The following is a 22,764-nucleotide window of genomic DNA, read 5'->3' as shown; positions in this document are numbered from 1 at the left end:
GGATTCAGCCGAGGCTGATCCGCCAGAGTATGGCGCGGGTCAGGTCCTTCTCGGGGTCGGAGGAGCCGGCCGCGTAGACCTGGCTCGTGCCGGGGCGCTGGGCGAGGGCGTTGATCGTGCCGTCTACGGTCTGCGACGTCCAGCGTTCGCGGCTGAAGTGCAGCAGCCGCGACCCCGTCGAGTCGAGCACCCACATCCCGTCCAGGCCGTCCGGCTCGGCCTGGGTGAACGTCGGCCCCAGCGCGCCCCACCGGCATCGCCACTCGCCGCCGTCCCAGTGCAGGGCGACCGGGCGGGAGCGCTCCAGCGGCTCGTTGTCCTTGGTGAACTCGCCGGGCACCAGCCATGACACCCCGCCGACCACCCACACGTCGGCCGGGCCGAGCACCACGACGTCGTTGAGCCGGACGCGCGGGGACTCCGCCTTGTCCGGCGCCCCGAGCACGGGCAGGTCGACCCGCTGCCACGCCTCGCCGTCCCAGCGGGCGGCCGGTCCCTGGTCGATCAGCGGACCGCTGACCGTCCACACGTCGCCGCCGCGCTTGCCGCCGCCGCTGTTCCCCGAACCGCCGCCGCTCCCGCTGCCGCCGCCCACCGCGCCGGCCGGGGCCGGGAGGTCGTGGTGCTGCCAGGTCGAGCCGGTCCACCACAGCGCCGACGTGCCGCTGACCGCCCACGCGCCACGCGCCGCGGTGCCGCCCGCGCCGAAGGTGTCGCCGAGCCGGCCGGTGAGCCGCCGCGCCGCCCATGTGTCGTTCTGGAAGGCGCCGACGAGCCCGGTTCTGCCGTCCGCCAGGCCGAACACCCACGCGTTGGCGGCCGAGGTCGCGCTGAGCGCGGTCACCTGAACGCTCGGCAGCGGGTACGACGTCCACCCCTTGCCGTCCCACCGCCGCAGGCCCGCGAAGGCCGTCTCCACGGACTCGGCCGTCAAGCGCTGGGTGAGGTGGGTGGCCCAGACGGCGCCGTCGCGCCCCACGGCGAGGTCGTGCAGCTTGCCGTACCCCTCGCCGGTGGACACGACGCGCCAGCCGGAGGCGGCCTTCGTGGCGCGGATGTCGTCGGTGTCGGCCGGTGGCTGGGCGCAGGCGGCGGGCTTGGCGGGGAGCGCGGGCCGCCCGCCTCCGGGCACCGGCACCGGCGAGATCGACGTGCTGGGAGCCGAGGTACTTGGGGTCGCCGTGCCGGGACGCGTGGTGGTGGCGGCGCCCGTGCCCGGCGCCTCGGTCGCCGTCGGCGGGGTGGAGGTGCAGGCGGCGAGCGCCAGCACTGCCAGGCCCGCCGTACAGGCGCGTGCGACTCGGCTCACCCAGCCCGCCCCCTTCGCGTGACCCCCTGCTTTTCGCAGGCCTCGTGATTTTCGCAGGATAGGCCAGTCCGGGCCGCCGCGCCCCTTACGAAATCGGTTACGTTCGCGATATGTGATGCAAGATCACGTTATGTACGTGGTGCGCCTTGTTGTCGCCGCGGAAGTCGACCTCGTACGTGTGCGTCCCGACGTGAATGGCGATCGCGCCCGAGGAGAAGAACCCGCCGGCGAACGACTTGTTGCTCACCACGCTCACCGCGGAGATCTTGCTGTAGGGGATGCTGGTGATCGCGACGCGCTTGCCGACGAACGACTTGTCCTGCACGATGACCCGCCGATCGGTCAGCCCGAGGAACCCCGTCCCGGCGCCGATGGCGTCGTACACCGCGATGATCTGCTCGCCCGGCATCAGCCCGCTCTCTATCTGCTTGAGCTGTTCTTTCCTGTCATAGGGGATGTCAGCCATGTCTGGGCAACGAACAGGGCAAGCGACAGCGTTCCGCAAGCGCCGATTGGGTCTTGTAGCCGATGGGGTTCTGGATCACCCTGAACGCACAGGAGGCCTGACATGTCGCATCCACTCGGAGTAAGCCGCCCAGATCTCAACGTCACAGACCTTCCGACACCGGAAGAGGTGTTCAAGGTCTCCAGGATCGGCCCGAAAGAGCTGGTCAAGTACGCGATCGGGCCCAGCCTGATCGCCCTCGGCATCTCGATCGGAAGCGGCGAGTGGTTGCTCGGGCCGCTGAACGTGGGGCAGTACGGCTTCGTCGGCGTCGGCTGGGTGATTCTGGTCTCCGCCCTCCTCCAGACGTTCTACAACGTCGAGTGCTCCCGCTACGTCCTCGCCACCGGGGAGACCCCGGTCGTCGGCTGGGGCCGGGTGCCGCCGGGCTGGAAGCTGTGGGTTCCGCTGTCCGTACTCGTGGTGATCTTCGCCTTCATCGCGGGAGGGTGGGCCGCCTCGGCCGGCCAGGGCGTCTACGCGCTCGTCCACGGCGTGGTCGCGCCCGCGGACGCCGAGGAGCCGCGGCTGTGGGCCATCGCGCTGTTGGTGCTGGTCTTCCTGATCACCGCGTTCGCCAAGCGGATCAGCCGGGCGCTGGAGCTGGCCAACTGGGTGATGGTCGGCACCATCCTCCTCGCCTTGCTCGCCGTCGACCTGCTCATCGTGCCGTGGAGCCAGTGGTGGGAGGGCATCCGCGGCTTCGTCACCCCGGCCGCGCCGCCCGCGGGCATCACCGCGACCCAGCTCGGCGGCCTGGCCGGCTTCACCGCCCTGGCCTCCGGCCTGAACTGGTACGTGATGGGCCACTACCGCGACAAGGGTTACGGCATGGGCTATCGCGGGGGGTTCCTGTCGGGGATGCGCGGCGAGCGGCGCGAGATCCTGGCCAGCGGCGTCACCTTCCCCGACGACGACCTCAACCGGGGGCTGTGGCGCAGGTGGTACCGGCTGCTGCTCACCGACATGTGGGGTGTCTTCTTCGTCGGTGCCATCCTCGGCATGCTGCTGCCGACGCTGCTCATGTCGCAGGCGGTCACCCTGTCGGGCCAGAAGCCGACGCGGGCGGACGTGCCGACGTTCGTGGCGGGGGTGCTCGGCGACGAGTACGGCCGGGCGCTGTTCTACGTGGCGCTGGTGCTGGGAGTGCTGATCCTGTTCTCCACCCAGCTGGGCATCTTCGAGGCCATGGTCCGGGTGACCACGGACGCGGCGCACGCCACCAGCCCCCGGCTGCGCGGGCTGATCGAGGGCGACCCGCGCCGCTTCTACTACCCGTTCATGATCGTGCTGTTAGTGATCATCTCGGTCATCATCCACTTCTCGCTGCCGGTCGGGCTGGTGGAGTGGTCGGCCAACATGTCGAACCTGGGCGCGCTCATCTACCCGTTCCTGCTGATGTACCTGAACAGCAGGCTGCCCCGTCCCGCCCGCCCCCGGCCGTGGCACTATGCGATCCTGATCCTGAACTTCCTGTTCTTCGGCTTCTTCTTCGTCAACTTCATCGCCGACTTCATCGGCGATCCGCTCGTCACGTTCTAGGGCGGCTACCCCTTCAGGCAGTCGAGGATCCTTGGCTCGTGGTGGATCGGGAAGTTCGTGGAGTTGGCGATGAAGCAGAGCTTGTTGGCCTCGGCGTGCAGCTCCAGGGCCTTGGCGTGCAGGCTCGGCGTGGTGATCATGACCGTGGGGCGCAGGGTGACCTCGGAGAAGCGGCCGCCGCCGGTGCCGGCGTCCACGACCATGGTGCCCTCCGGCTCGTCGACGTAGGAGGTCACGACGATGCCGTTGACCGAGCACAGGTGGAGATACCACAGCATGTGGCACTGCGACAGCGACGCCACCAGCAGCTCCTCCGGGTTCCAGCGAGCCGAGTCGCCACGGAAGCCGGGGTCGGCCGAGCCGGGCAGGGCGGGTTTGCCCTCGGCGGCCACCTCGTGGTCGCGGCCGTAGGACCGGTAGCCGGAGGTGCCCTCACCGAGGTTGCCGGTCCAGGTGACGGTGACGCGGTAGTGGTGTTCGCTGCTCATGGGTTCATCATCTGTCACTCACGTCCCAGGCGGACCGTCCGCCCCGCCGTATCCGAAGGGCGCGGCGGCGGTGCGCCGCGTCCGGGCGGATATGGCGGACCGTCCGCCCCGCCGTACGACAGTCCGGCCGGGGCGGGCTCAGCGGTCAGCCGGTGATGGGGTCGAGGACGACGATCGGGATCTTCCGATCGGTCTTCTGCTGGTAGTTGTCGTAGTCGGGCCAGGTGGCGGCCATCAGCCGCCACAGTTCGGGCCGCTCCTCCTCCGTGGCCGTGCGGGCGCGGGCCTTGAACTTCTCGGCCTTCACCTGCACCCCGACCTCGGGATTGGCCTGCAGGTTCTTGTACCACTCGGGATGGTCGGGATCGCCGCCCTTGGAGGCGACGACGACGCAGACGCCTCCGTGCTTCTGGTAAATGAGCGGCGTCGTGTACGACTTGCCGGACTTACGGCCCGTGGTGGTGAGAAGGAGGGTCGTGGTGTTGTTCCAGTCGTGTCCCTCGGCGCCGTCGGTCTCCTGATAGCGCTGGACGTGTTCCTTGCCATAGAGCATGCCTGCCGCCTACCCCATATCGCCGTAACCGCACCGTTACCGGACGAGGTCTGTACGAGATGTTGACACGCCTGACAGACTGCCTTTCTGTAAGCGCTTACACAGCTGCGGGTGGAAGCGCTTACACAAAAAGGAGCAGCCTGGATGGACGTGACGATCTACGAGGTGGCGCGGCGCGCGGGCGTGTCGATCGCGACCGTGTCGCGCGCGCTGCGGGGCACGGGGCCGGTCGCGCCCAAGACGCGCGAGAAGGTGCTGAAGGCGGTCGAGGAGCTCCGCTTCACCCCCAGCCGCCTCGGCGTCAGCCTGGCCGAGGGCCGCCACGCCGCCAACGGCATCGTCTTCCCCAACCTCGCGGGCCCGTACTACACCGAGGTGCTGCTCGGCTACGAGGAGGTGGCCTCCGAGCTGGGCCGGTCGGTGGTGATCTTGTCCACCAAGGGCCGTAGCCGCGTGCACGACCTGGTCAAGGATCTCGCGGGGCGGGTGGACGGCCTGATGGTGTTCGGCCACACGGTTCCGGACGACCTGGTCGCCGAGCTGGTCCGGATGCGGATGCCGCTCGTGTTCGTCTCCCGCGAGCCGCTGGCCGGGGCCGACACGCTGCGCAGCGAGAACACCGCCTCGGCCCGCGCACTGGCCGAGCACCTACTGGGACACGGCTACCGGCGCTTCGCCTTCCTCGGCGCGCCGATCGCGACGGGTGACGACGTGGACGAACGCTGGCAGGGGGTCAGGTCCGTCCTCGGCGCCGCGATCGAGGCGGTGCCGACGGAGCACTACACCGTCGAATGCGGCTACCAGGCCGCCCTGACCCTGCTGCGCGCTCCGGCGCGGCCCGAGGCGATCGTCTGCTCCGACGACGAGGTGGCGCTGGGCGCCCTGCTCGCCGCCGAGGAGCTCGGGCTGGCCGTACCCGACGAGCTGGCCGTGACCGGGTGGGACGACATCATGGCCGCCCGCCACGCCCGCCCGGCGCTGACCACCATCCGCCAGCCGATGCGCGAGCTGGGCGCGCGCGCCGCGCGGGCGCTCGACGAGCTGATCACCGGCGCCCGCGACACCCCGAAGCACCTCGTCCTGACCACCGAGCTGGTGCTGCGCGCCAGTTGCGGTCACCACCCCCAGGAGGAACCCAAGTGAACCCCTCGACCCGGAGCTCCGCCGCCGGTCTGCTCACTCTCGCGATACTGATCACCGGCTGCGGGCGCGGTGCCGACAAGGCGCCCGAGAAGGCGCAGGACGTCAAGACCGGCGCGGCCGCCGGCGAGATCACCGTCTGGGGGATCGGCGAGGAGGGCAAGGCGCTCGGCGCGTTCGCCAAGGACTTCGAGAGCGCCAACCCGGGCGTCAAGGTGAACGTGACGCCGATGGGCTGGGACGTCGCCCACGACAAGATCACCTCGGCCATCGCGGGCAGCGCCACCCCCGACATCAGCATGATCGGCTCGACCTGGGCGGGTGAGCTGTCCAAGACCGGCGTGCTGGACCCCACGCCCGGCAACCTCATCGACAAGGCCGCGTTCTTCCCCGGCGCCTGGCAGACCGTGGACGTGAACGGCACCGCGTACGGGGTGCCGTGGTACGTCGAGACCCGCGTCCTGTACTACCGCACAGACCAGGCCGAGAAGGCGGGCGTCAAGCCGCCGGCCACCTGGGCTGAGCTCAACACGTTCGCCAAGGCGTTGAAGGAGAAGGGCGGCGCCAAGAAGGGCTTCCAGCAGGGCTACACCGAGGGCTCCTGGCAGGAGCTGGTGCCGCTGATCTGGCAGGCCGGCGGCGAGATCGTCAAGGACGGCAAGTACACCTTCGACACCCCCGAGGCGGTGACCGCGCTCAAGCAGTACGCCTCGCTCTTCCAGGAGAAGCTGGCCCCGAACGACACCCCCAAGGGCGCCTTCCCGCAGAGCTTCATCAAGGGCGAGGTCGGCGGCTTCTTCTCCGGCCCCTGGATGGTCGGCGTGCTGAACAACGACGGCGGCGCGGACTTCAAGGACAAGTTCGACGTCGCGCCCTATCCGAAGGGCCCGGTCTCGGCGACCAGCTTCGTCGGCGGTTCCGATCTGGTGGTCTTCAAGCAGGCCAAGAACCGCGACGCCTCCTGGAAGTTCATCCAGTGGCTCACCGACCCCAAGGTGCAGGCCAAGTGGTACACCACGGTGAAGGCGCTGCCCAGCGTCCAGTCGGCCTGGCAGGAGCCGGAGCTGGCCTCGGACAAGCAGCTCGCGGTCTTCGGCGAGCAGCTCAAGGACGCCAAGACGCCGCCGCCGTACCCGACCTGGGAGCAGGTGGCGAAGGTGTTCGAGACCGAGCTGGAGAAGCTGGCGCTCGGTAAGCAGACGCCGGAGCGGACGGCCAAGGCCATCCAGGCGCAGGCCGACACGATCGGCACCGGCCTGTAGTGATGACGCTGCTTCGCAGAGGCGGCCTCGGCTGGGTGTTCGTGCTGCCGTTCGTGCTCATGTTCGTGGTGTTCTACCTCGGGCCGCTGCTGGCCGGGCTGGGCATGAGCTTCACCGACATGCGCAGTACGGACGTCACCGACCCGCTTGCCGTCGACCCGGTCGGCGTCGAGAACTACATCAGGCTGGCCGGCGACGAGGCGATGCGCAAGGCGGCACTGAACACCGCGATCTTCGTCATCACCGGGCTGCCGCTGACCATCGGGCTCGGCCTGGCCGCCGCCGTGGCGCTGAACTCCGGCATCGCCCGCCTGCCCGCCACGTTCTTCCGGCTCGGCTACTACCTGCCGCACATCACCAGCATCATCGGCGTCGCGGTCGCCTGGAAGTTCCTGCTGGAGCCGGAGGCGGGACTGGTCAACCGGCTCTTGGGGCTGGTCGGCCTCCAGGGGGCCGCCTGGCTGCAGGATCAGGCCACCGCACTGCCGTCGATCATCGTGATGACGGCCTGGCGCAGCTTCGGGTTCGACATGGTGGTCTTCCTCGCGGCGCTGCAGGGGATCCCCCGGGAGCTGTACGAGGCGGCGGAGGTGGACGGGGCCGGGCGCTGGACGCGGTTCAGGTCGGTCACGCTGCCGCAGCTGCGGCCGGTGATCCTTTTCTGCACCGTCTACAGCTCGACCGGGTTCCTGCAGTTCCTGGAGGAGCCGCTGATCATGACCGGCGGCGGGCCGCTGAACTCCACGCTGTCGGCCTCGCTGGCCATCTTCAAGCAGTTCGGCGTGGGCAACTACGGCTACGCGGGCGCCGCCGCGACCGTGCTGTTCACGGTGATCATCGCGCTGGCCGTACTCCAGCTCAGGATCGGGAGGGCGCGGTGAGGCGGACCCGCAGGCAGAACCTGATCACCTATCTCGGCCTGAGCGTCGGGCTGTTGCTGGTCGTCGGGCCGTTCTTGTGGGCGGGGCTCAGCTCGCTCAAGCCGGAGCCGGAGATCCGGCGCGACCCGCCGACGTTCTGGCCGGAGACGTTCACGCTGGACAACTACACCGAGCTCCTGCAGCGGGTGCACATCGGGCAGGCGTTCGCGAACAGCGTGTTCGTCGCGCTGGTCATCGTCGCCGGCAACCTGCTCTTCTCCTCGATGGTCGGCTACGGGTTCGCCAAGATGCGCTTCCGTGGCAGGGACGCCGTCTTCGGGCTGGTGCTGGTGCAGATGGCGGTGCCGGCGATCGTGCTGATGATCCCGCAGTTCGTGCTGATCGCCAGGCTCGGCATGGTCAACACCTTCCTCGGCATCATCCTGCCGGGGCTGATCACGCCGCTGGGTGTGTTCATGATGCGGCAGTTCATCGCGGAGCTGCCCGACGAGCTCATCCACGCGGCGCGGGTGGACGGGGCGGGGGAGTTCCGGATCTTCTTCAGGATCGTGCTGCCGCTCTGCAAGCCCGCGATGGCCACGCTGGGCCTGATCACCTTTCTCGGATCATGGAACAACTTCCTCTGGCCGGCCGTGGTGGCGCAGTCGGAGGACGTCTACACACTGCCCGTGGCCCTGAACATCCTCAACAGCCACGAGAGCAGCCACTACAACCTGCTCATCGCCGGGGCGATGATCGTGGTCGCGCCGATCCTCGTCCTGTTCGTCTTCCTGCAGCGCTTCTTCATCCAGGGCATCGCTACATCCGGCCTCAAGTAGAGGAGCACCCCTCATGCGCAAGACCGCCGTGATCGCCGGCCTGCTCGTGCTGGCCGCCGCCGCTGTGCCCAGCCCGGCCAGCGCTTCATCCGGAAATAGCACGTTATTTCAGTACGCAAAGGACACGTGGCGGTCGATGGCCGCCATGGTCGACCCCGCCACCGGCATCCCGTCCGACAAGGTCACCGGCGACCTGAAGACCAGGGCCAAGGTCACCTCGCCCACCAACATCGGCACCTATCTGTGGAGCACGCTCGTCGCCCGCGACCTGCGCGTCATCGCCTCCGGCGAGGCCACGGCCCGCGTCGGCAAGGTGCTCGACGCGCTGGAGCGGATGGACCGCGACACCCCGACCGGCCAGTACTACAACTGGTACGACCCGGCGACCCTCCAGCTCGTCCACACCTGGCCCGACAACGGCGACCCCGTGTCGCTGTTCGCCTCCAGCGTCGACAACGGCTGGCTGGCCACGGCCCTGATGATGGTCCGCAACGCCGTGCCCCGCTACTCCGCGCGGGCCTCGAAGCTGGTCACGTCCATGAACTTCAAGTCCTACTACGACCCGGCCGCCCGCCCTGACGCGGGCACCGGCCTGCTGCGCGGCGGCTTCTGGCCGCAGAAGCCGGAGGGCTGCTCGGTCGAGAGCGACTACGCCGGCACCGGCACCAAGGTCTGGTCCACCTGCCACCACTACGGAGCGCCCGCCGAGACCCGCATCGGCCAGTACGTGGGCATCGCGCTCGGCCAGATCCCGCCCCAGAGCTACTTCGGCCCCTACCGGACCTTCCCCGACAACGGCTGCGACTTCGGCTGGCAGGACCAGAAGCCGGTCGGGGCGTGGAAGACGTACCTGGGCGTCAACGTCTGGGAGGGCACGTACGGCTATCGCGGCATGCGGTTCGTCCCGAACTGGGGCGGCTCGATGTTCGAGGCGCTGATGCCGGACCTGGTCGTTCCCGAGGCGAAGTGGGCGCCGAAGAGCTGGGGCCGCAACCACCCGGTGTTCGTCAAGGCGCAGATCGAGCACGGCCTGAACGAGGCGAAGTACGGCTACTGGGGCTTCTCGCCGTCCAACGACCCGCGCGGCGGCTACCGCGAGTACGGCGTGGACCCGCTCGGCATGGACACCCCGGGCTACACCTCCGACGAGGAGCGCACCAGCACCGATCCCGGGTACGAGGGCTGCCGCCCGGCCCAGCCGGAACCCACCGCCTACGGCGAGGGCGTCGTCACTCCGCACGCCAGTTTCCTGGCTCTGCCGTACGCGCGGGCCCAGGCGATGGATAACCTGGCCAAGATCCGCAAGAACTTCGACGCCTACGGGCCCGGCGGTTTCTACGACTCCGTCGCGGTCCGCTCGGGCGTCGTGTCGAAGTGGTACCTCGCGCTCGACCAGGGCATGGTCATGGCCGCCCTGGGCAACGTGCTCACCGGCGGCGACCTGCACCGTTACTTCGGCGGCGCGGGCGTCGAGGCGAAACTCCGTCCGGTGATGGAAATCGAGGAGTGGGCCGTTCAGGGGGTCCCTCCCGCCAACTGACCCTCCAACAGATCGGGGAATCCCAGATGACTACGGCTGATGCCGCCCACCGTGACTGGCGGGAACGCATCCACCAGGCGTCGGGGCAGGCGGTTCCGGCCGCCGAGCTGAGCCTTCAGGCGCCGGCCGGGCTGCGCGCCGTCCCCGGCGTCGGCCACGTGACGCTGACGTGGGAGCCCGTGCCGGAGGCGATCGGATACCTGGTGCACAGGGATGGCGTCGCGGTGTCGCAGCCCGACGTGGACGTGGCCGCCGTGCCCGCCTGCCGCTATGTCGACACAGGGCACGGCGCGGCGTCGTACACGGTCGCGGCGATCGCCTCCATGGAGACCGTCGGGCCCGTCTCGGCGGCGGTCCCGGCGGCTCCGCTGGCGGGCGGACCGGCGGCGGTCAGCGTGCGGGTCGACGCCGCCGCCGTGGCCCGCGACCTGCCCCGGCCGTGGCGGTACATGATCGGCTCTGAGCACCTGTCGTACCTGCTGAGCAAGGACGAGACGGGCGGCCGGCCCATCGGCGCGGAGCTCACCGAGGCCCTGCGCGTCGTGCGCGCGGAGTTCGGGGTCGAGACGGTCCGCGCCCACGCCATCTTCGGCGACGACCTCGGGGTCTACAAGGAGGTCGACGGCCAGGCGGTCTACGACTTCGGCAAGGTCGACGAGGTCTACGACACGATCATGGCGCTCGGCCTGCGGCCGATCGTCGAGCTCGGCTACATGCCGCGCGACCTGGCCGCCGACCCGTCCAAGACGGTGTTCGGCTACGAGGCGATCGTGTCCCCGCCGAAGGACTTCGAGGCGTGGAGCGACCTGGTCAGAGCGTTGGTCGAGCACCTGGTCGACAGGTACGGGATCCAGGAGCTCATTGAGAACTGGGCCTTCGAGGTGTGGAACGAGGCCAACCTCGCCGTCTTCTGGACGGGCACGCCCGAGGAGTACTTCCTGCTCTACGACGTCAGCGCCGCCGCTGTGAAGAACGTGCACCCGTCGCTGCGGGTCGGCGGGCCCGCCTCGGCGGCCAACGGCTGGGTGGAGGAGCTGCTCGCGCACGTCGCCGAATCGGGCGCGGAGCTCGACTTCATCTCCACCCACACCTACGGCAACGCCCCGCTCGACTGGCGCCCGGCCCTGGCCAGGTACGGCATGCCGGACACCCCCATCTGGTGGACCGAGTGGGGCCCCACCCCGACCCACTTCCACGGCATCGGGGACGGGCCGTTCGGGGCCACGTTCCTGCTGCACGGCATGAAGTCGGCGGCCGGCCGGCTGGCCGCCGTGTCGCACTGGGTGGCCTCGGACCACTTCGAGGAGCTGGGGCGCCCGCCACGGCTCTTCCACGGCGGCTTCGGCCTGCTGACGGTCGGCAACCTGCGCAAGCCCCGCTTCCACGCGCTCACGCTGGCCACCCGCCTGGGCGATGAGGAACTGGCGACCGTGGTCGAAGGTGACGCCGGCGGGGTCGAGGTCTGGGCGGCGCGGCACGCGGACGGACGCGTCGGGGTGCTGGCCTGGAACGGCACGCTCAACCAGGCGCAGGCCGACGGGGCCCCGGAGCTGTCGCGCGCGATCTCCCTGACGGTCGCGGGTCTCGACGGGGACTACACGCTCACCCACCACCGTGTCGACGAGTGGCACTCCAACATCGGGGCGGTCTGGCGGGCGATGGGCGGTGGCGACTGGCCCCTGGAGCACCAGTGGGACAAGCTGCGCTCGGACAACACCCTGGACGAGCTGACCCCGGCGGCGGTGGTCACGGCGGAGGGCGGTGCGGTGACGGTGGACTTCAACCTGCCGATGCCGGGCGTGTCGTTCGTCGAACTGACCCCGCGCTGACTCCACTGACGCCTGCACGCCCTGGCGCCTGTACGTCTGACGCCTGCACGCCTTGACGCCTGTACGTCTGGCGCCTGTACGTCTGACGTCCGTACCTCTGGCCCCTGTGCCGCTGCCGTCGGACGGGGTCAGAGGTAGGGGCGGGTGACCGTGACCAGGTCGGCGGCGGCGTCACGAGTGTCGACGTAGACGGCCGTCTCGGGGGTGCGCTCCCGCACGTCGCGGTCGCGGATCGCGAACACGGCGGGCGAAGCCCCCACATCGCCGTAGCGGGAGGTGACGGCGGCGTCGATCGCCCGGCGCGCGTCGGCCACCACGTCGCGCGAGGTGTGCCCGGTCCCGGAGGCGGCCAGGTAGCCGAGCAGCGCCGCGAACCGGGGCTCACCCTCGGCCGGCGGCCGCTGCCGGGGCAGCACCGGGCGGTCGAGCCAGAACACCTTGCCCGCCAGGAACGCGGCGTAGCTCACGTCGTCATGGTCGAGCGTCCGCGCCGTCTCTGCCAGCAGCTCCCCGAACTCGGCCAGGTCCGCCTGCGGCGGCAGGTCCGTGGTGACGAACAGGGGCACGATCAGCGAGTCCAGCATGTGGGTATCCCTCCGTGAGGAGCCTCATCGTAGGGTGCGCCACCGACAATCCCGCGTGACGCCACAGCCGTGTCGCCAGAAGGCAGCCTCAGAAGACGGCGCCCCAGGTTACTTGCCCAGGTTCGCGGCCAGCAGGTCGAGCAGCGGCTGCCGTCGTACGCACTGCTCCAGAGCGAAGGAGTCGGCCAGCTCCACCACGTCGTCGTCGGACAACCCCCTGAACAACTCGGCGTACTCGGGCAGCATCGCCTGCGCGATGAGGATGTGCCTGATCAGGTCGTCGGCCTGGTATCGCGCCCCCCACGGATAGGGAGCCCAGCCGGGCGCCTCGGTGTCGAGCAGCGTGTGCAGCGGCGCCAGGACGTCGGCCGACTCCTCCATGGTGGAGCCCCACCGGTCCGCGCCGAGCCGCCCCTTCTTGCCGATGAACGCCCCGAACCTGTCGAGGTACGGCCCCGCCGCGTGGACCAGCCCCTGCAGCCCCACATCCTTGTACGTCCACAGCGACCAGCCGGCCCCGTGCTCGTCGTAGATGTCGAGCTGGTCGCGCAGGATCCGGTAGCGCTGCTCGTCGATCTCGGGTTGGCCGGTGTAGACGGGCCCGAACTCACCCACCCACAGCGGTGTCCCCGTGGCGCGCTGGAAGCGGGACCGCTTCTGGAAGGTCCGCTCCAGCTCTTTCCGGTCGCACCACTCGCCGCGGGTGTAGCCGGGGTACGGCCCGCCGTGCGCGAACCCGGCCAGGGCGTAGTCGTGGCAGACGAAGACCGTGTTCCCGTACACCTCGCGGAAGATCGAGAAGTCCGTGGCGTAGGTGTTGCCGTCGAGGAACAGCACGTGATGCGGATCGGCGGCGCGCATCGCCTTGACCAGCCGGTCGTAGAACGGCCCGATCACCTTGCCGCTCGGATCGCCGGGCTCGTTGACCGGGTTGTACCCGGCCACCCACGGGTGCTCGCGGTAGCGGTCGGCGATGGCCTCCCAGAGGTGGATGGCCCGGTCTTGGAAGTGGCGATGGTTCCAGAACGCGGCGACATGGGTGGGATTGTCGGAGTGCCAGTGCTGGTTCTGCGCGCCGGGCAGGGCGTGCAGGCCGATGACGCTGTACACGCCGTACGAGCCGAGCAGGTCGACCACCCGGTCGAGGTGGCGGAAGCCGTGCTCGATGACCTCGAAGGGCCGCTGGTCGGCTTCGAGGCGGCGGTAGTTGACCGGGATGCGCACGCAGTTCACCCCCAGCCCGGCCAGCAGCGCCGCGTCCTGTTCGGTGAAGAACGAGGTCAGCAGCCGCTCGAAGAACAGCTCCGCCCGATCCTCGCCCAGCACCCCCTGTACGGCCTCGCGCATCGCCGTCTCGTTGGCGGGGTAGCCGGTGATGAAGTTCTCCATGTTCAGCCAGCCCCCGAGTCCCACCCCGCGTAGCCGTACCGGAGTGGAGTCGGCGGTGACGAGCCGGCTTCCGGACACCTGCAGCATGTTCACCCTTTCGTGGCACCAGCGGTAAGGCCACCGATCAGGTGGCGTTCGGCGATGGCGTAGAACCCGAGTGCGGGCACCATGGCCAGGACGAGGTAGGCGAGGATCCGGGCGGTGTCGGTGCTGTACTGGCCCTGGAACTGCTGGATGCCCAGCGGCAGCGTCCATCCGGACTCGTCGCTGAAGACGACCAGCGGCAGCATGAAGTTGTTCCAGCTCCCGACGATCGCCAGGACGGAGACGGTGGCCAGCGCGGGCCGGGCCATCGGAAGCAGGATGCGCCAGAAGAAGCCGAAGGCCGAGCAGCCGTCGATGGTGGCCGCCTCCTCGATCTCGCCGGGGATGCTCCTGAAGAAGCCGCGCAGGATGAGGATCGTCAGCGGCAGTCCGAAGGCGGCCTGCGTCAGGATCACGCCGAGCGGACTGTCGAGCAGGCCGAACGTACGCAGCAGCACGAAGATCGGCAGGATCGCCACCGCGAACGGGAACATCAGCCCCATCGTGAACAGCGTGAACAGCATCTCCCTGCCGCGGAAGGCGAACCTGGCGAAGACGAAAGCGGCCAGCGCCGACAGCGCGACGACGAGCACGGTCGAGGCCAGCGCGATGAACGTGCTGTTCCACAGCTGCCGCCAGAACGAGCCCTGGGTGAGCACGTCGGTGTAGTTCGCCGGGACCCACGGGTCGGGCAGGCCGAACGGGTTGACCGACAGCTGGGCGGTGCTCTTGAAGCCGCCGAGCAGCGCGTAGATCACCGGGATGAGGATGAACGCGCCGACGATCCACGCGATCACGTGCAGGGGCAGCGTCTGCCGTCTCATCGGCGGTCTCCCATCCTGGTGGTCGCGCCCTCGAGGTCGCGGCGCATCACGAAGCGCTGGTAGGCGAGGGCGAAGACGAGGCTGAGGGCGAACATCACCACGCTGATCGCGCTGGCGTAGCCGACCTGGGACCGCTTGAACCCGAACTCGAACATCGTGACGGCCATCGTCTCCGAGGAGTGCGAGGGCCCACCCTGGGTGAGGATCCAGACCAGGTCGAACAGCTGGATCGTGTAGATGACCGACAGGAATACGCTGATCCTGATCGTCGGCCCCAGCAACGGCAGCGTGACGTGCCAGAACACCCGCCACGCAGTGCCGCCGTCGATCTGGGCGGCCTCGATCAGCTCGTCGGGGATGTTCTGCCGCCCGGCCAGGTAGATCATCATGTGGAAGCCGAAGTACTTCCACGTCATGACCAGGAAGAGCGACAGCATCACGGTGTCGGGATCGGCGAGCCAGTCGGAGTTCAGCCCGACCAGGCCCAGGATCCGGTTGGCCACCCCCGCGTCCGGCGACAGGATCAGTGAGAACAGCACGCCGGTGATCACTTCGGAGAGCACGTACGGCGCGAAGAACACCAGCCTGTACAGCGTCCGCCCGCGGATGCGCTGGTTGAGCAGCATGGCGATGCCCAGCGCGATGGGCAACTGCACCACGACGGTCAGGACGACGAGGACCGCCAGGTGCCAGACGTCGTCCCGGAAGACCTCCGTGCCGAACAGCCGGGTGAAGTTGTCCAGCCCGATGAAGTTCGTCGGCAGCCCGCCGAAGCCGTTCCACTTGAAGGCGCTGGCGTAGAAGGCGATGAGGATCGGCGCCACGACGAGCAGCAGGAACAGCACCAGCGCGGGCAGCACGAACAGCGCGATCGTCACCCAGCCGCGCCGCCGCCCCCGGGAGGGGGAGGCGGGGGCCGGGAGCGTGGACGTCGCCGGCCCCCGGGTCAGCGTCGTCATTCGCTCTTGGCCACTTCCGTGATGGCCTCGACGACCTGCTGGGGCGTCTTGGTGCCGCCGATGAGCTGCGCCACGCTGTCGTTGACCTCCTGGCCGACCGCGGGCGGGTACGCCTGGTCGAGGAAGAGCTGGAAGCCGGTGGCGGAGGCCAGCGACTGGGCCACCACCTTCAGGTTGGCGTCCTTGACCGCGCTCTCCTCGCCCTTCAGCACGGGAAGCACCCCTCCGGCCTCGACGGCCTTGGCGTGATTGCCCTTCTCGGTCATGAACTTCACGAACTCCACCGCCTCCGGAGGCGCGTCGGCGCCCACCGAGATGCCCCCGCCGCCGCCGAACGCCTCGGTGATCGCGCCCTTGCCGCCGTCGACCGTCGGGAAGGGGAAGAAGCCCAGGTTGTCGCCGAGCCCCTTGCCCGAGGACGCCTGCACGCTCGGCGCCCACTGGCCCATCAGCTCCATCGCGGCCTTGCCGTTGGACATGGTCGCGGCCTGGCCGTCAGGGGTGCCGTAGCCGGCGCCCAGGAAGCCCTTCTGGAACGGCTGCAGGTCGACCAGCGCCTTGAGCTGCTGGCCGGCGGCGACGAAGTCGGGCTTGGTGAAGTCGTGGTCCACCCCGGCCTGCTGCAGGGCGGGCAGCCCGCCGATGCGCATGGCCAGGTAGGCCCAGTAGTAGTGGCCGGGCCACTTCTCCTTGCCGGCCAGCGCGATCGGGGTGGTTCCCGACGCCTTCAGCTTCTTGACGGCATCCAGGAACTGCGTCCACGTGACGGGCGGCGCGGTGATGCCCGCCTTGGCGAAGAGCTGCTTGTTGTACCAGAAGCCGACCATCCCGATGTCGGTCGGCAGCGCGTACGTCTTGCCGTCGAACTGGTAGGCCGCCAGCGACGCCTTGGTGAAGCCGTCCAGGACAGGAGCGACGTCGCTGGTGATGTCCTTGACCAGGCCCGCGTCGATCTGTTGCTTCAGGACGCCACCGCCCCACGTGGCGAACAGGTCGGGCGCCTTGCCCGACTGCGTGAGCGTGGTGATCTTGGCCTTGTAGGCGTCGTTCTCCAGGACGGTGAGCTTCATGGTGACGTTGGGATGCGCGGCCTGGAACTCCTTGGCCCTGGTCGCCCAGAGCGTCTTCAACGGCTCGGAGGTCGACAAGTGCCACCATTCGAGCGTCACTTTCGCGGCCGAGGCCGGCTTGCCGTTCTGTGCGGGCTCCGCGGTCCCGCCACCGCCGCAGCCGGCGAGGAGTAAGGCCGTGGCGACCAGTACGAGACTGCGCCTCATAGGGGTTCCCTTCTCCGCTGCTGAAAGTTTCGTAAAACCCCCGATAATTTCGTTGCCCGGAGCATAAGTAACCTCTCTGTAATGCGTCAATAGCCATCGTGGAGGTGATCCCGACTCAGGGCCGAAAGTTTCGGTTAGACTCCGGCTCATGCCAGCGAAGAGGCGGGTGACGATCGCCCTGATAGCCGAGGAGGCCGGGGTCTCGATCCCCACGGTGTCCAAGGTCATCAACGGCCGTCCCGAAGTGGCCCCAGAGACTCGCCACCGCGTCGAACGGCTGCTGCACGAGCACGGCTACCAGCGGCGCACCAGCCAGGACGACACGCCCTCGGGCCTGGTGGACCTGGTGTTCGCCGAGATCGAGTCACCGTGGGCGATGGAGATCGTCCGCGGCGCCGAGTCCGCGGCCCGCGACGCGGGGGCGAGCGTCGTCATGTCGGTCCTGCACACCCACGCGGGACCCGGCAGAGACTGGCTGGACCGGCTGGCCTCGCGGCGGACGGACGGCGTGGTCGTCGTGGCCTCCAAGCTCTCGACCGGGGTCCAGGCGCAGCTGAGCGCCCGTTCACTGCCGTTCGTGGTGGTCGATCCGGAGGGCGAGCCGGCGCCGGGCGTGGTCTCGGTGGGCGCCACCAACTGGCACGGCGGCCTGGCGGCCACCCGCCACCTGCTGGAGCTGGGCCATCGCCGGGTCGGCATGATCAGCGGGCCGGGCGACATGCTCTGCAGCCAGGCGCGCATCGACGGCTACCGGGCGGCGCTGGAGACCGCGGGCGTCGAGGTGGACCCCACGCTGATCCGCAGAGGCACCTTCCTGGTCGATTCCGGCCACGACCAGGGCCATGCCCTGCTCTCCCTGCCCGACCCGCCGACGGCGATCTTCGCGGGCAGCGACCTCATGGCCTTCGGCGTTTTCGAGGCGGCCCGCCAGCGCGGTCTGCGCGTACCCGAAGATCTGAGCGTCGTCGGCTTCGATGACCTGCCGCTGTCGAAGTCGGCCTGGCCCCCGCTCACCACGGTCCGCCAGCCGCTGCAGGAGATGGCCGCCCTGGCGACGCGCACGGTCCTGGCCATGAAGCGCGGGGAGGCCCCGGAGAGCCGACGCGTGGAACTGGCCACGGACCTCATCGTCCGCGAGAGCACGGCGGCACTGGTCAAGCCCGAGGCTTGAGAGCCGCCCGCACCGGGCGGCTCGGATCATGCGTTCAGGCCGCCGCGGTTGGTCCGCGGCGGCCCGGACAGCGTTGTCGGATCGACAGCGTTGTCAGGTCGCGAGCTGGCTTCCGTAAGCCCGCGCGACGAGCTCGGCCACCGCGCTGTGCGCGCCGAGCGGCTCGGAGTGGCCCGCGCGGACCGCCGTGGCGGCCTGCTCGACCACCTCCGCCGACGCCTCGTGGCCGATCAGGCAGGGGGCGATGGCCAGGCGCGTGGCGCCGGCGGCCCGCAGCCGTTCGGCCGCCACCGGCACGCCCGGATCGCTGTCGAGGGAGGCGGCGACCACGGGGAGCGTGAGCCGCGAGGCGAGCAGCACCGCGGTCGCCTGGACGGCGTGCACGGCCCGCTCGCCGCCGACCGTGCCGAGGATGATGGCGTCGACGGGGCTGGAGACGTTCAGCAGCCGGACCCGGTCGGCCCTGGCCAGGCCGCGCTCGGCCAGCCTGATGTGCAGCGCCTCGGCCAGCAGCGGGTGCGGGCCGAGCGCCTCCGTCACGACCGCGTTCGACCCGGACGCCGCGACGGCCTTGCCGATCTCGGCCAGGACGATCGGATCGTCCCAGGTCAGCAGCGGCACCACGATCGACTCGCGCCCCGAGGGGAGCGAATCGGCAAGATCGGTAACGCTGGTGAGGCGTACCTCGATCTGAGGGTTGTCGACGCGTACCACGGCCGCGATCTCCGCTGCCACGCCCGAGGTGCTGCCCGGCACCGCGAGGACGAGGACAGGGGCGTCCGGCGGCAGGGACGTGGGCACGGGACGGCGGTGTCGACCGCCGCCCGGCCGGGGGGAACGTTCACGTACAGGCAGGCTCACAGGCGCGCAGTTTATGCCTATAAAGGGACCCGTGTTCTGCGAAATGGCCGCGATTCAATCACAACGCTGGCTGTGTGACCGAGATCACATCGTGATAGCCACAAATCTTGACTTATCTGGATAAAGCGGCAAACTCAACAGCAACTAGAAACGCGTTCTAGAGCGACAGTCACGCACCGTCCCCTAAGGACCGGGTAATGAAGCCGTTCTATGTCCGCGAGTTGAGCGTGTACCCCGTCGGCCGCCGACGGGTCTGGCTCCTGGCGATCGCCGTGCTGGCGAGTCTGGTGGCCAATTTCGAGACGACGATCGCCACCATCCTGCCGTTGCTGCTGGACGACCTGAAGATGTCCCTGACGGTCTACGGGCAGATCGCCGCCGTCTCGGTGCTGGTGGGCGGGTTGTCGGCCGGGTTCGGCGGCATCCTGTCCGACCGGTGGGGCCGGGTCACGATCCTGGTGCCCACGCTGACCGTCACCGCGGCCTGCAACTTCCTGCTGGCCACCGTGGACTCGGTCGGCGAGCTGTTCGCGGTGCGCTGCCTGATGCTGTTCATCGAGGGCGCGGGCATCACCATCACCGCCTCGCTCGTCCGCGACTTCTCGCCGCGCCTGGGCCGCGCGCAGGCGTTCGCGTTCTGGACCTGGGGGCCGGTCGGCGCCTCCTTCCTCGCCTCGTTCATCGCCGGCTTCACGCTGCCGATGTTCGGCAACGCCTGGCAGTCACAGGCGATCATCATGGGCGTCGTCTCGCTGATCCTGTGCGGGATCATCGTCTGGCAGATCGCCGAGCCGTCGGCGGCCCTGCGGGCGCAGATCATGCGGCAGGAAGAGGCGGTGGTCTCCGAGGAGAAGATCGATCCGGGCAAGGTGAAGGAGTTGTTCCGGCATCCGCACCTCTGGGCCCACGTGCTCGGCAACACCGGCTGGCAGGTGCTCTACTGGACCTTCGCGATCTTCGGTCAGACGATCCTGGCCGACTCCTTCCGGATGGAGACCGCCGAGGCCAACCGCGTCGTCGCCCTGGGCATCCTGCTCAACGCGCTGGCCGTCATCGTGGTCGGCCGGATCTCCGACCGGTTGGAGCTGCGCAAGCCGTTCACGGCCGTGGGCATCGTGCTGACGGTCGCGACGCTCGCCTACTTCATCAGCCTCGTCGGTACGAGCGCCACGGTCGGTCACGTCACCCTGGTCTACGCGATCCTGTTCCTGGTCCTGGGCGTCGCCTACGTCCCTTGGATGGCGAACTTCTCCGAGGACGCCGAAGACGTCGACTCCCGGCTCCAGGGCGCGGCACTGGGCCTGTGGGGCATGGTGGTCCGGGTCATGATCGTGGCTCTGCTGGTGATCTCGCCGATGGTGGTGAAGGCCGGCGGCGGGTGGGGAACCTGGCTGTGGGTGGCGCTGGCCTGCCAGGTGGTCTTCCTGCTCTCGATCGCCGCCTTCAAGGGCTCCTGGCGCCGTCCCCGCGCCGACGAGTCACCGAAGGTCACGGCCTGACACCACCAGCCACAGGTACGGCACCGGCAACGCGAACAGCCAGAACCGGTGCGCCTCGTCCCAATGACCGAACCCGCACGTCGGCGGCCACAGCCTGACCTCCGGCGGCAGCAGGATCGTGCCCAGCACCAGAACGAGCTGCACGACCACGGCGGCCATGGCGGCCTGCCGTCCGGCGGCGTACCGGACGGCGGTCGCCGCGGCCGCCAGCCCGATGCCCAGGCAGACACCCACCTCGATCAGCATGTCCCCGACCGGGAACAGGGTCTCCTCCGGCAGCCTCGACAGCACGTAGGCGAAGGCGCCCAGCCAGACGGCGACGGCGACGCCGCCGGCGAGCAGGCACCGCTGAGCTTGCCGCAGCCGGTGTGGCACCGGCTCCGGGCCGCCGGACATGGCGTCGACCAGCGCGAAGGCGGCGGCGGAGCCCAGGAGCGTGCCGGAGATCCGCAGCAGGATGAGCCCCATGGCGCTGGTGAGCGGCTGCCCGAAGTCGGCCAGCGTGACCAGCCCGGCGGTGAAGAGCGTGACCACCGCCAGTGGGGCCCAGTCGATGGCCCGGACGAGCGGCCGCAGGAGCAGGAGCGACACCGCGAGCCGCGCCGTCCTCGGCACGGTTGCCGGCGAGGTCGTCGGCGGGCTTGTCGGCGCGGTCCCAGGCGCGCGCGGAGACGTGGTCCCGGGCGTGGGTGGAGGCGCGGTTCCGGGCGTGGGCGCGATTCTTCGCGCGGTCATCGACATGGGGTCCCTTTCGGCTTGGTGATCGGGTAGCGCTGGGGGAGTCCGAGCAGCGCAAGCGCCTGCTCGACGGTGGTGGCGGGGCGCATGAGCGTGTCCCAGTTGGCCCAGACGCGTTCCCGGGCGCCGGAGGACTGGAGCAGGAGCTTGGCGTATCCGATCTCGCTGTCCCCGTAGTCGATGAGGGAGCGTACGGCCGTGCGCCCGTCCATGTTCAGGGTTTCCTGAGGGAGGGCCATCGCCGAGGCTTGCCCCATCAGCCAGAGGGCGACGACCATGCGGGCCTGTCCACGCGCGTCGCACGCGTTGTCGAAGTCGTCGATGATGTCGAGCGCGACGCTCTGCGCCAGCAGCTTGCGCTGGTCAGACGCGCCCCACGCCATGGGCGCGATGGCGACCCGATCTTCATCCGTGTACCACCAGGTCGAGGTGTACTGCTTCACCAGGGGAACACGATCGCGCGCGCCCGGTGGCACGGCGCGGACGATGGGCGCGACCACTCCGGCCCACAGCGGGATCCACGACGCGTAGTCCGACAAGGCGCAGTAGCGGACTCCCTCACGCCGCTCGCACCGGTAGGCGTCCCGGCCGAAGTACTTCTCCCGCACGCGCGTGTCGACGTCGTCAATGGTCAGCGTTCTTCCGGTCGGGAAGAGGGCCACGGGCCGTACCGCCGCCGCGGTGGCCCCCGCGGGCACCGCGACGGCCAGCGCGACCACGGCCGCGACGAGCGTTACCGACCGGCGCCCGTGCCGCAGCAGCGCGACCAGGCCCGCCAGCACGGCCAAGGCCAGGACGTAGACCAGGTGGGGGCCGGTCGGCCGGTCGGGCCAGTCCATCCAGTGCGTCTGCATCACCGGCAGCCACCAGGTGCCGGGGTTGGTGTTGAAGAAGATGAGCAACCCCAGCCCGGCCACGACCACCGGCCCCGCGATCAGCCAGCGGAACCATCGGCCCACGGCCACGCCGAGGGTGGCGGCCAGTGCGCCGACGCCGAGCGCGGTCAGCGGCTCGAACACGTCCAGCCGCCCGCCGGCGGGCCCGCTCAGCGCCCGTACCAGCAGGTAGCCGCCGACGACCAGCGCCTGTCCCACCACGGAGACCACGATGGCCGCGAACAGCACCGCCCTGGTACGCACCTCGGCCCGCCCCGGCAGACCCGCGAGAAGCTCCGGCATCCGATGCCGCCCGTCGCGTGACACGGCCAGGCTCGCCACCACGAGCAGCGCCCCGGCCAGGCAGGCGGCGATCCCGGCGGCGTGGACCGGATCGACGGTGCGGTCCGGCTGCTGATCCCGGCTCAGGTGCAGCTGCACGGCCAGGACCAGCGCGGCCATGCCCCACACCAGCGGATGCCTGGCCATCCGGCGCAGCTCGACCCGGAAAAGCTGCCCGGTCATACTGCCACTTCTGTCAGCGGGCTCGGACATGTGATCGCTTCCGCCAGAGGACAGCCGCGCCGTCGTGCGGCGCCTGCCGTCAGTGGACAGTCGCGCCGTCGTGTGGCCGCT

The 22,764-nt window shown here is 69.7% G+C and carries 21 protein-coding genes; 9 read left to right on the top strand and 12 right to left on the bottom strand.

The window, feature by feature from the left end:
- Positions 1–4: 4 nt before the first annotated feature.
- Positions 5–1,309: a hypothetical protein gene (locus ACIBO2_RS42210; protein ID WP_358549920.1), complete on the bottom strand. Its 1,305-nt coding sequence runs from the start codon at positions 1,307–1,309 to the stop codon at positions 5–7.
- A gap of 97 nt (positions 1,310–1,406) precedes the next feature.
- Entirely contained in the window at positions 1,407–1,775 is a 369-nt protein-coding gene (locus tag ACIBO2_RS42205) for a PH domain-containing protein (RefSeq protein WP_214638874.1), read from the bottom strand.
- 102 nt (positions 1,776–1,877) lie between these two features.
- On the opposite strand from ACIBO2_RS42205, the gene ACIBO2_RS42200 reads away from it, so the two are divergent.
- Positions 1,878–3,356, top strand: a complete 1,479-nt coding sequence (locus ACIBO2_RS42200) for an Nramp family divalent metal transporter (protein ID WP_358549922.1) — start codon at positions 1,878–1,880, stop codon at positions 3,354–3,356.
- 5 nt (positions 3,357–3,361) lie between these two features.
- Here ACIBO2_RS42200 and ACIBO2_RS42195 read toward each other — a convergent pair whose 3' ends face one another.
- Positions 3,362–3,844: an OsmC family protein gene (locus ACIBO2_RS42195; RefSeq protein ID WP_358549924.1), complete on the bottom strand. Its 483-nt coding sequence runs from the start codon at positions 3,842–3,844 to the stop codon at positions 3,362–3,364.
- Positions 3,845–3,989: 145 nt separating this feature from the next.
- Complete coding sequence (locus ACIBO2_RS42190; RefSeq protein ID WP_358549926.1) at positions 3,990–4,397, bottom strand: nitroreductase family deazaflavin-dependent oxidoreductase; 408 nt, start codon at positions 4,395–4,397, stop codon at positions 3,990–3,992.
- Positions 4,398–4,541: 144 nt separating this feature from the next.
- On the opposite strand from ACIBO2_RS42190, the gene ACIBO2_RS42185 reads away from it, so the two are divergent.
- The 6 genes from ACIBO2_RS42185 to ACIBO2_RS42160 are packed head-to-tail and all read left to right on the top strand — an operon-like array spanning position 4,542 to position 11,867.
- Positions 4,542–5,540 (top strand): LacI family DNA-binding transcriptional regulator, encoded by a 999-nt coding sequence (locus tag ACIBO2_RS42185; protein ID WP_358549928.1) that lies wholly within the window; start codon positions 4,542–4,544, stop codon positions 5,538–5,540.
- The gene (locus tag ACIBO2_RS42180; RefSeq protein WP_358549930.1) at positions 5,537–6,799 is read left to right on the top strand and encodes a sugar ABC transporter substrate-binding protein; all 1,263 of its coding nucleotides are present in this window, start codon (positions 5,537–5,539) and stop codon (positions 6,797–6,799) included. The genes ACIBO2_RS42185 and ACIBO2_RS42180 overlap by 4 nt, the downstream gene beginning before the upstream one ends.
- Positions 6,800–6,801: 2 nt before the next feature.
- The gene (locus tag ACIBO2_RS42175) at positions 6,802–7,680 is read left to right on the top strand and encodes a sugar ABC transporter permease (RefSeq protein WP_358549932.1); all 879 of its coding nucleotides are present in this window, start codon (positions 6,802–6,804) and stop codon (positions 7,678–7,680) included.
- Positions 7,677–8,498 carry a carbohydrate ABC transporter permease gene (locus ACIBO2_RS42170; RefSeq protein ID WP_358549934.1) on the top strand — a complete coding sequence of 274 codons (822 nt, stop codon included), beginning with the start codon at positions 7,677–7,679 and terminating at the stop codon, positions 8,496–8,498. Before ACIBO2_RS42175 ends, ACIBO2_RS42170 begins: the two co-directional genes overlap by 4 nt.
- A gap of 13 nt (positions 8,499–8,511) precedes the next feature.
- Positions 8,512–10,038 carry a glucoamylase family protein gene (locus tag ACIBO2_RS42165; protein ID WP_358549936.1) on the top strand — a complete coding sequence of 509 codons (1,527 nt, stop codon included), beginning with the start codon at positions 8,512–8,514 and terminating at the stop codon, positions 10,036–10,038.
- A gap of 26 nt (positions 10,039–10,064) precedes the next feature.
- A complete protein-coding gene (locus ACIBO2_RS42160) occupies positions 10,065–11,867 on the top strand; it encodes a hypothetical protein (protein ID WP_358549938.1) in 1,803 nt (600 codons plus the stop codon).
- A gap of 128 nt (positions 11,868–11,995) precedes the next feature.
- Here ACIBO2_RS42160 and ACIBO2_RS42155 read toward each other — a convergent pair whose 3' ends face one another.
- The 5 genes from ACIBO2_RS42155 to ACIBO2_RS42135 form a co-directional block, all read right to left on the bottom strand.
- Positions 11,996–12,451, bottom strand: a complete 456-nt coding sequence (locus ACIBO2_RS42155) for a hypothetical protein (RefSeq protein WP_397303981.1) — start codon at positions 12,449–12,451, stop codon at positions 11,996–11,998.
- Between the two features lie 108 nt (positions 12,452–12,559).
- Complete coding sequence (locus ACIBO2_RS42150) at positions 12,560–13,927, bottom strand: glycoside hydrolase family 5 protein (RefSeq protein ID WP_397303980.1); 1,368 nt, start codon at positions 13,925–13,927, stop codon at positions 12,560–12,562.
- A 2-nt stretch (positions 13,928–13,929) separates the two neighbouring features.
- Positions 13,930–14,748, bottom strand: coding sequence for a carbohydrate ABC transporter permease (locus ACIBO2_RS42145; protein WP_358549944.1), 819 nt, complete (start codon positions 14,746–14,748; stop codon positions 13,930–13,932).
- Positions 14,745–15,707: a sugar ABC transporter permease gene (locus ACIBO2_RS42140; RefSeq protein WP_358549946.1), complete on the bottom strand. Its 963-nt coding sequence runs from the start codon at positions 15,705–15,707 to the stop codon at positions 14,745–14,747. The genes ACIBO2_RS42145 and ACIBO2_RS42140 overlap by 4 nt, the downstream gene beginning before the upstream one ends.
- Positions 15,704–16,984, bottom strand: a complete 1,281-nt coding sequence (locus tag ACIBO2_RS42135; RefSeq protein ID WP_358549948.1) for an extracellular solute-binding protein — start codon at positions 16,982–16,984, stop codon at positions 15,704–15,706. The genes ACIBO2_RS42140 and ACIBO2_RS42135 overlap by 4 nt, the downstream gene beginning before the upstream one ends.
- A gap of 148 nt (positions 16,985–17,132) precedes the next feature.
- Here ACIBO2_RS42135 and ACIBO2_RS42130 point away from each other — a divergent pair, with 148 nt between their 5' ends.
- On the top strand, positions 17,133–18,155 hold the full coding sequence (locus ACIBO2_RS42130) for a LacI family DNA-binding transcriptional regulator (protein WP_357951517.1): 1,023 nt from the start codon (positions 17,133–17,135) through the stop codon (positions 18,153–18,155).
- A 93-nt stretch (positions 18,156–18,248) separates the two neighbouring features.
- On the opposite strand, the gene ACIBO2_RS42125 is transcribed toward ACIBO2_RS42130, so the two are convergent.
- Positions 18,249–18,956: a hypothetical protein gene (locus tag ACIBO2_RS42125; protein ID WP_357951519.1), complete on the bottom strand. Its 708-nt coding sequence runs from the start codon at positions 18,954–18,956 to the stop codon at positions 18,249–18,251.
- A gap of 257 nt (positions 18,957–19,213) precedes the next feature.
- On the opposite strand from ACIBO2_RS42125, the gene ACIBO2_RS42120 reads away from it, so the two are divergent.
- A complete protein-coding gene (locus ACIBO2_RS42120) occupies positions 19,214–20,515 on the top strand; it encodes an MFS transporter (RefSeq protein WP_397303979.1) in 1,302 nt (433 codons plus the stop codon).
- Here ACIBO2_RS42120 and ACIBO2_RS42115 read toward each other — a convergent pair.
- The gene (locus ACIBO2_RS42115) at positions 20,495–21,106 is read right to left on the bottom strand and encodes a hypothetical protein (protein WP_358549952.1); all 612 of its coding nucleotides are present in this window, start codon (positions 21,104–21,106) and stop codon (positions 20,495–20,497) included. The two genes, ACIBO2_RS42120 and ACIBO2_RS42115, sit on opposite strands and share 21 nt — an antisense overlap.
- 140 nt (positions 21,107–21,246) lie before the next feature.
- Entirely contained in the window at positions 21,247–22,653 is a 1,407-nt protein-coding gene (locus ACIBO2_RS42110) for a hypothetical protein (RefSeq protein ID WP_397303978.1), read from the bottom strand.
- Positions 22,654–22,764: the final 111 nt, after the last annotated feature.

Source organism: Nonomuraea sp. NPDC050022 (genome assembly GCF_044460705.1).
Lineage (GTDB): Bacteria > Actinomycetota > Actinomycetes > Streptosporangiales > Streptosporangiaceae > Nonomuraea.
The sequence above is the reverse complement of the archived record's forward strand: the minus strand, read 5'-3'. Positions and strand labels throughout refer to the sequence as shown.

Excerpts from the sequence above, each read along its gene's own strand:
- ACIBO2_RS42205 (WP_214638874.1), bottom strand. The coding sequence starts at position 1,775 with ATGGCTGACATCCCCTATGACAGGAAAGAACAGCTCAAGCAGATAGAG.
- ACIBO2_RS42200 (WP_358549922.1), top strand. The coding sequence starts at position 1,878 with ATGTCGCATCCACTCGGAGTAAGCCGCCCAGATCTCAACGTCACAGAC.
- ACIBO2_RS42195 (WP_358549924.1), bottom strand. The coding sequence starts at position 3,844 with ATGAGCAGCGAACACCACTACCGCGTCACCGTCACCTGGACCGGCAAC.
- ACIBO2_RS42190 (WP_358549926.1), bottom strand. The coding sequence starts at position 4,397 with ATGCTCTATGGCAAGGAACACGTCCAGCGCTATCAGGAGACCGACGGC.
- ACIBO2_RS42185 (WP_358549928.1), top strand. The coding sequence starts at position 4,542 with ATGGACGTGACGATCTACGAGGTGGCGCGGCGCGCGGGCGTGTCGATC.
- ACIBO2_RS42175 (WP_358549932.1), top strand. The coding sequence starts at position 6,802 with ATGACGCTGCTTCGCAGAGGCGGCCTCGGCTGGGTGTTCGTGCTGCCG.
- ACIBO2_RS42165 (WP_358549936.1), top strand. The coding sequence starts at position 8,512 with ATGCGCAAGACCGCCGTGATCGCCGGCCTGCTCGTGCTGGCCGCCGCC.
- ACIBO2_RS42160 (WP_358549938.1), top strand. The coding sequence starts at position 10,065 with ATGACTACGGCTGATGCCGCCCACCGTGACTGGCGGGAACGCATCCAC.
- ACIBO2_RS42155 (WP_397303981.1), bottom strand. The coding sequence starts at position 12,451 with ATGCTGGACTCGCTGATCGTGCCCCTGTTCGTCACCACGGACCTGCCG.
- ACIBO2_RS42150 (WP_397303980.1), bottom strand. The coding sequence starts at position 13,927 with ATGCTGCAGGTGTCCGGAAGCCGGCTCGTCACCGCCGACTCCACTCCG.
- ACIBO2_RS42145 (WP_358549944.1), bottom strand. The coding sequence starts at position 14,748 with ATGAGACGGCAGACGCTGCCCCTGCACGTGATCGCGTGGATCGTCGGC.
- ACIBO2_RS42140 (WP_358549946.1), bottom strand. The coding sequence starts at position 15,707 with ATGACGACGCTGACCCGGGGGCCGGCGACGTCCACGCTCCCGGCCCCC.
- ACIBO2_RS42135 (WP_358549948.1), bottom strand. The coding sequence starts at position 16,984 with ATGAGGCGCAGTCTCGTACTGGTCGCCACGGCCTTACTCCTCGCCGGC.
- ACIBO2_RS42130 (WP_357951517.1), top strand. The coding sequence starts at position 17,133 with ATGCCAGCGAAGAGGCGGGTGACGATCGCCCTGATAGCCGAGGAGGCC.
- ACIBO2_RS42120 (WP_397303979.1), top strand. The coding sequence starts at position 19,214 with ATGAAGCCGTTCTATGTCCGCGAGTTGAGCGTGTACCCCGTCGGCCGC.
- ACIBO2_RS42110 (WP_397303978.1), bottom strand. The coding sequence starts at position 22,653 with ATGACCGGGCAGCTTTTCCGGGTCGAGCTGCGCCGGATGGCCAGGCAT.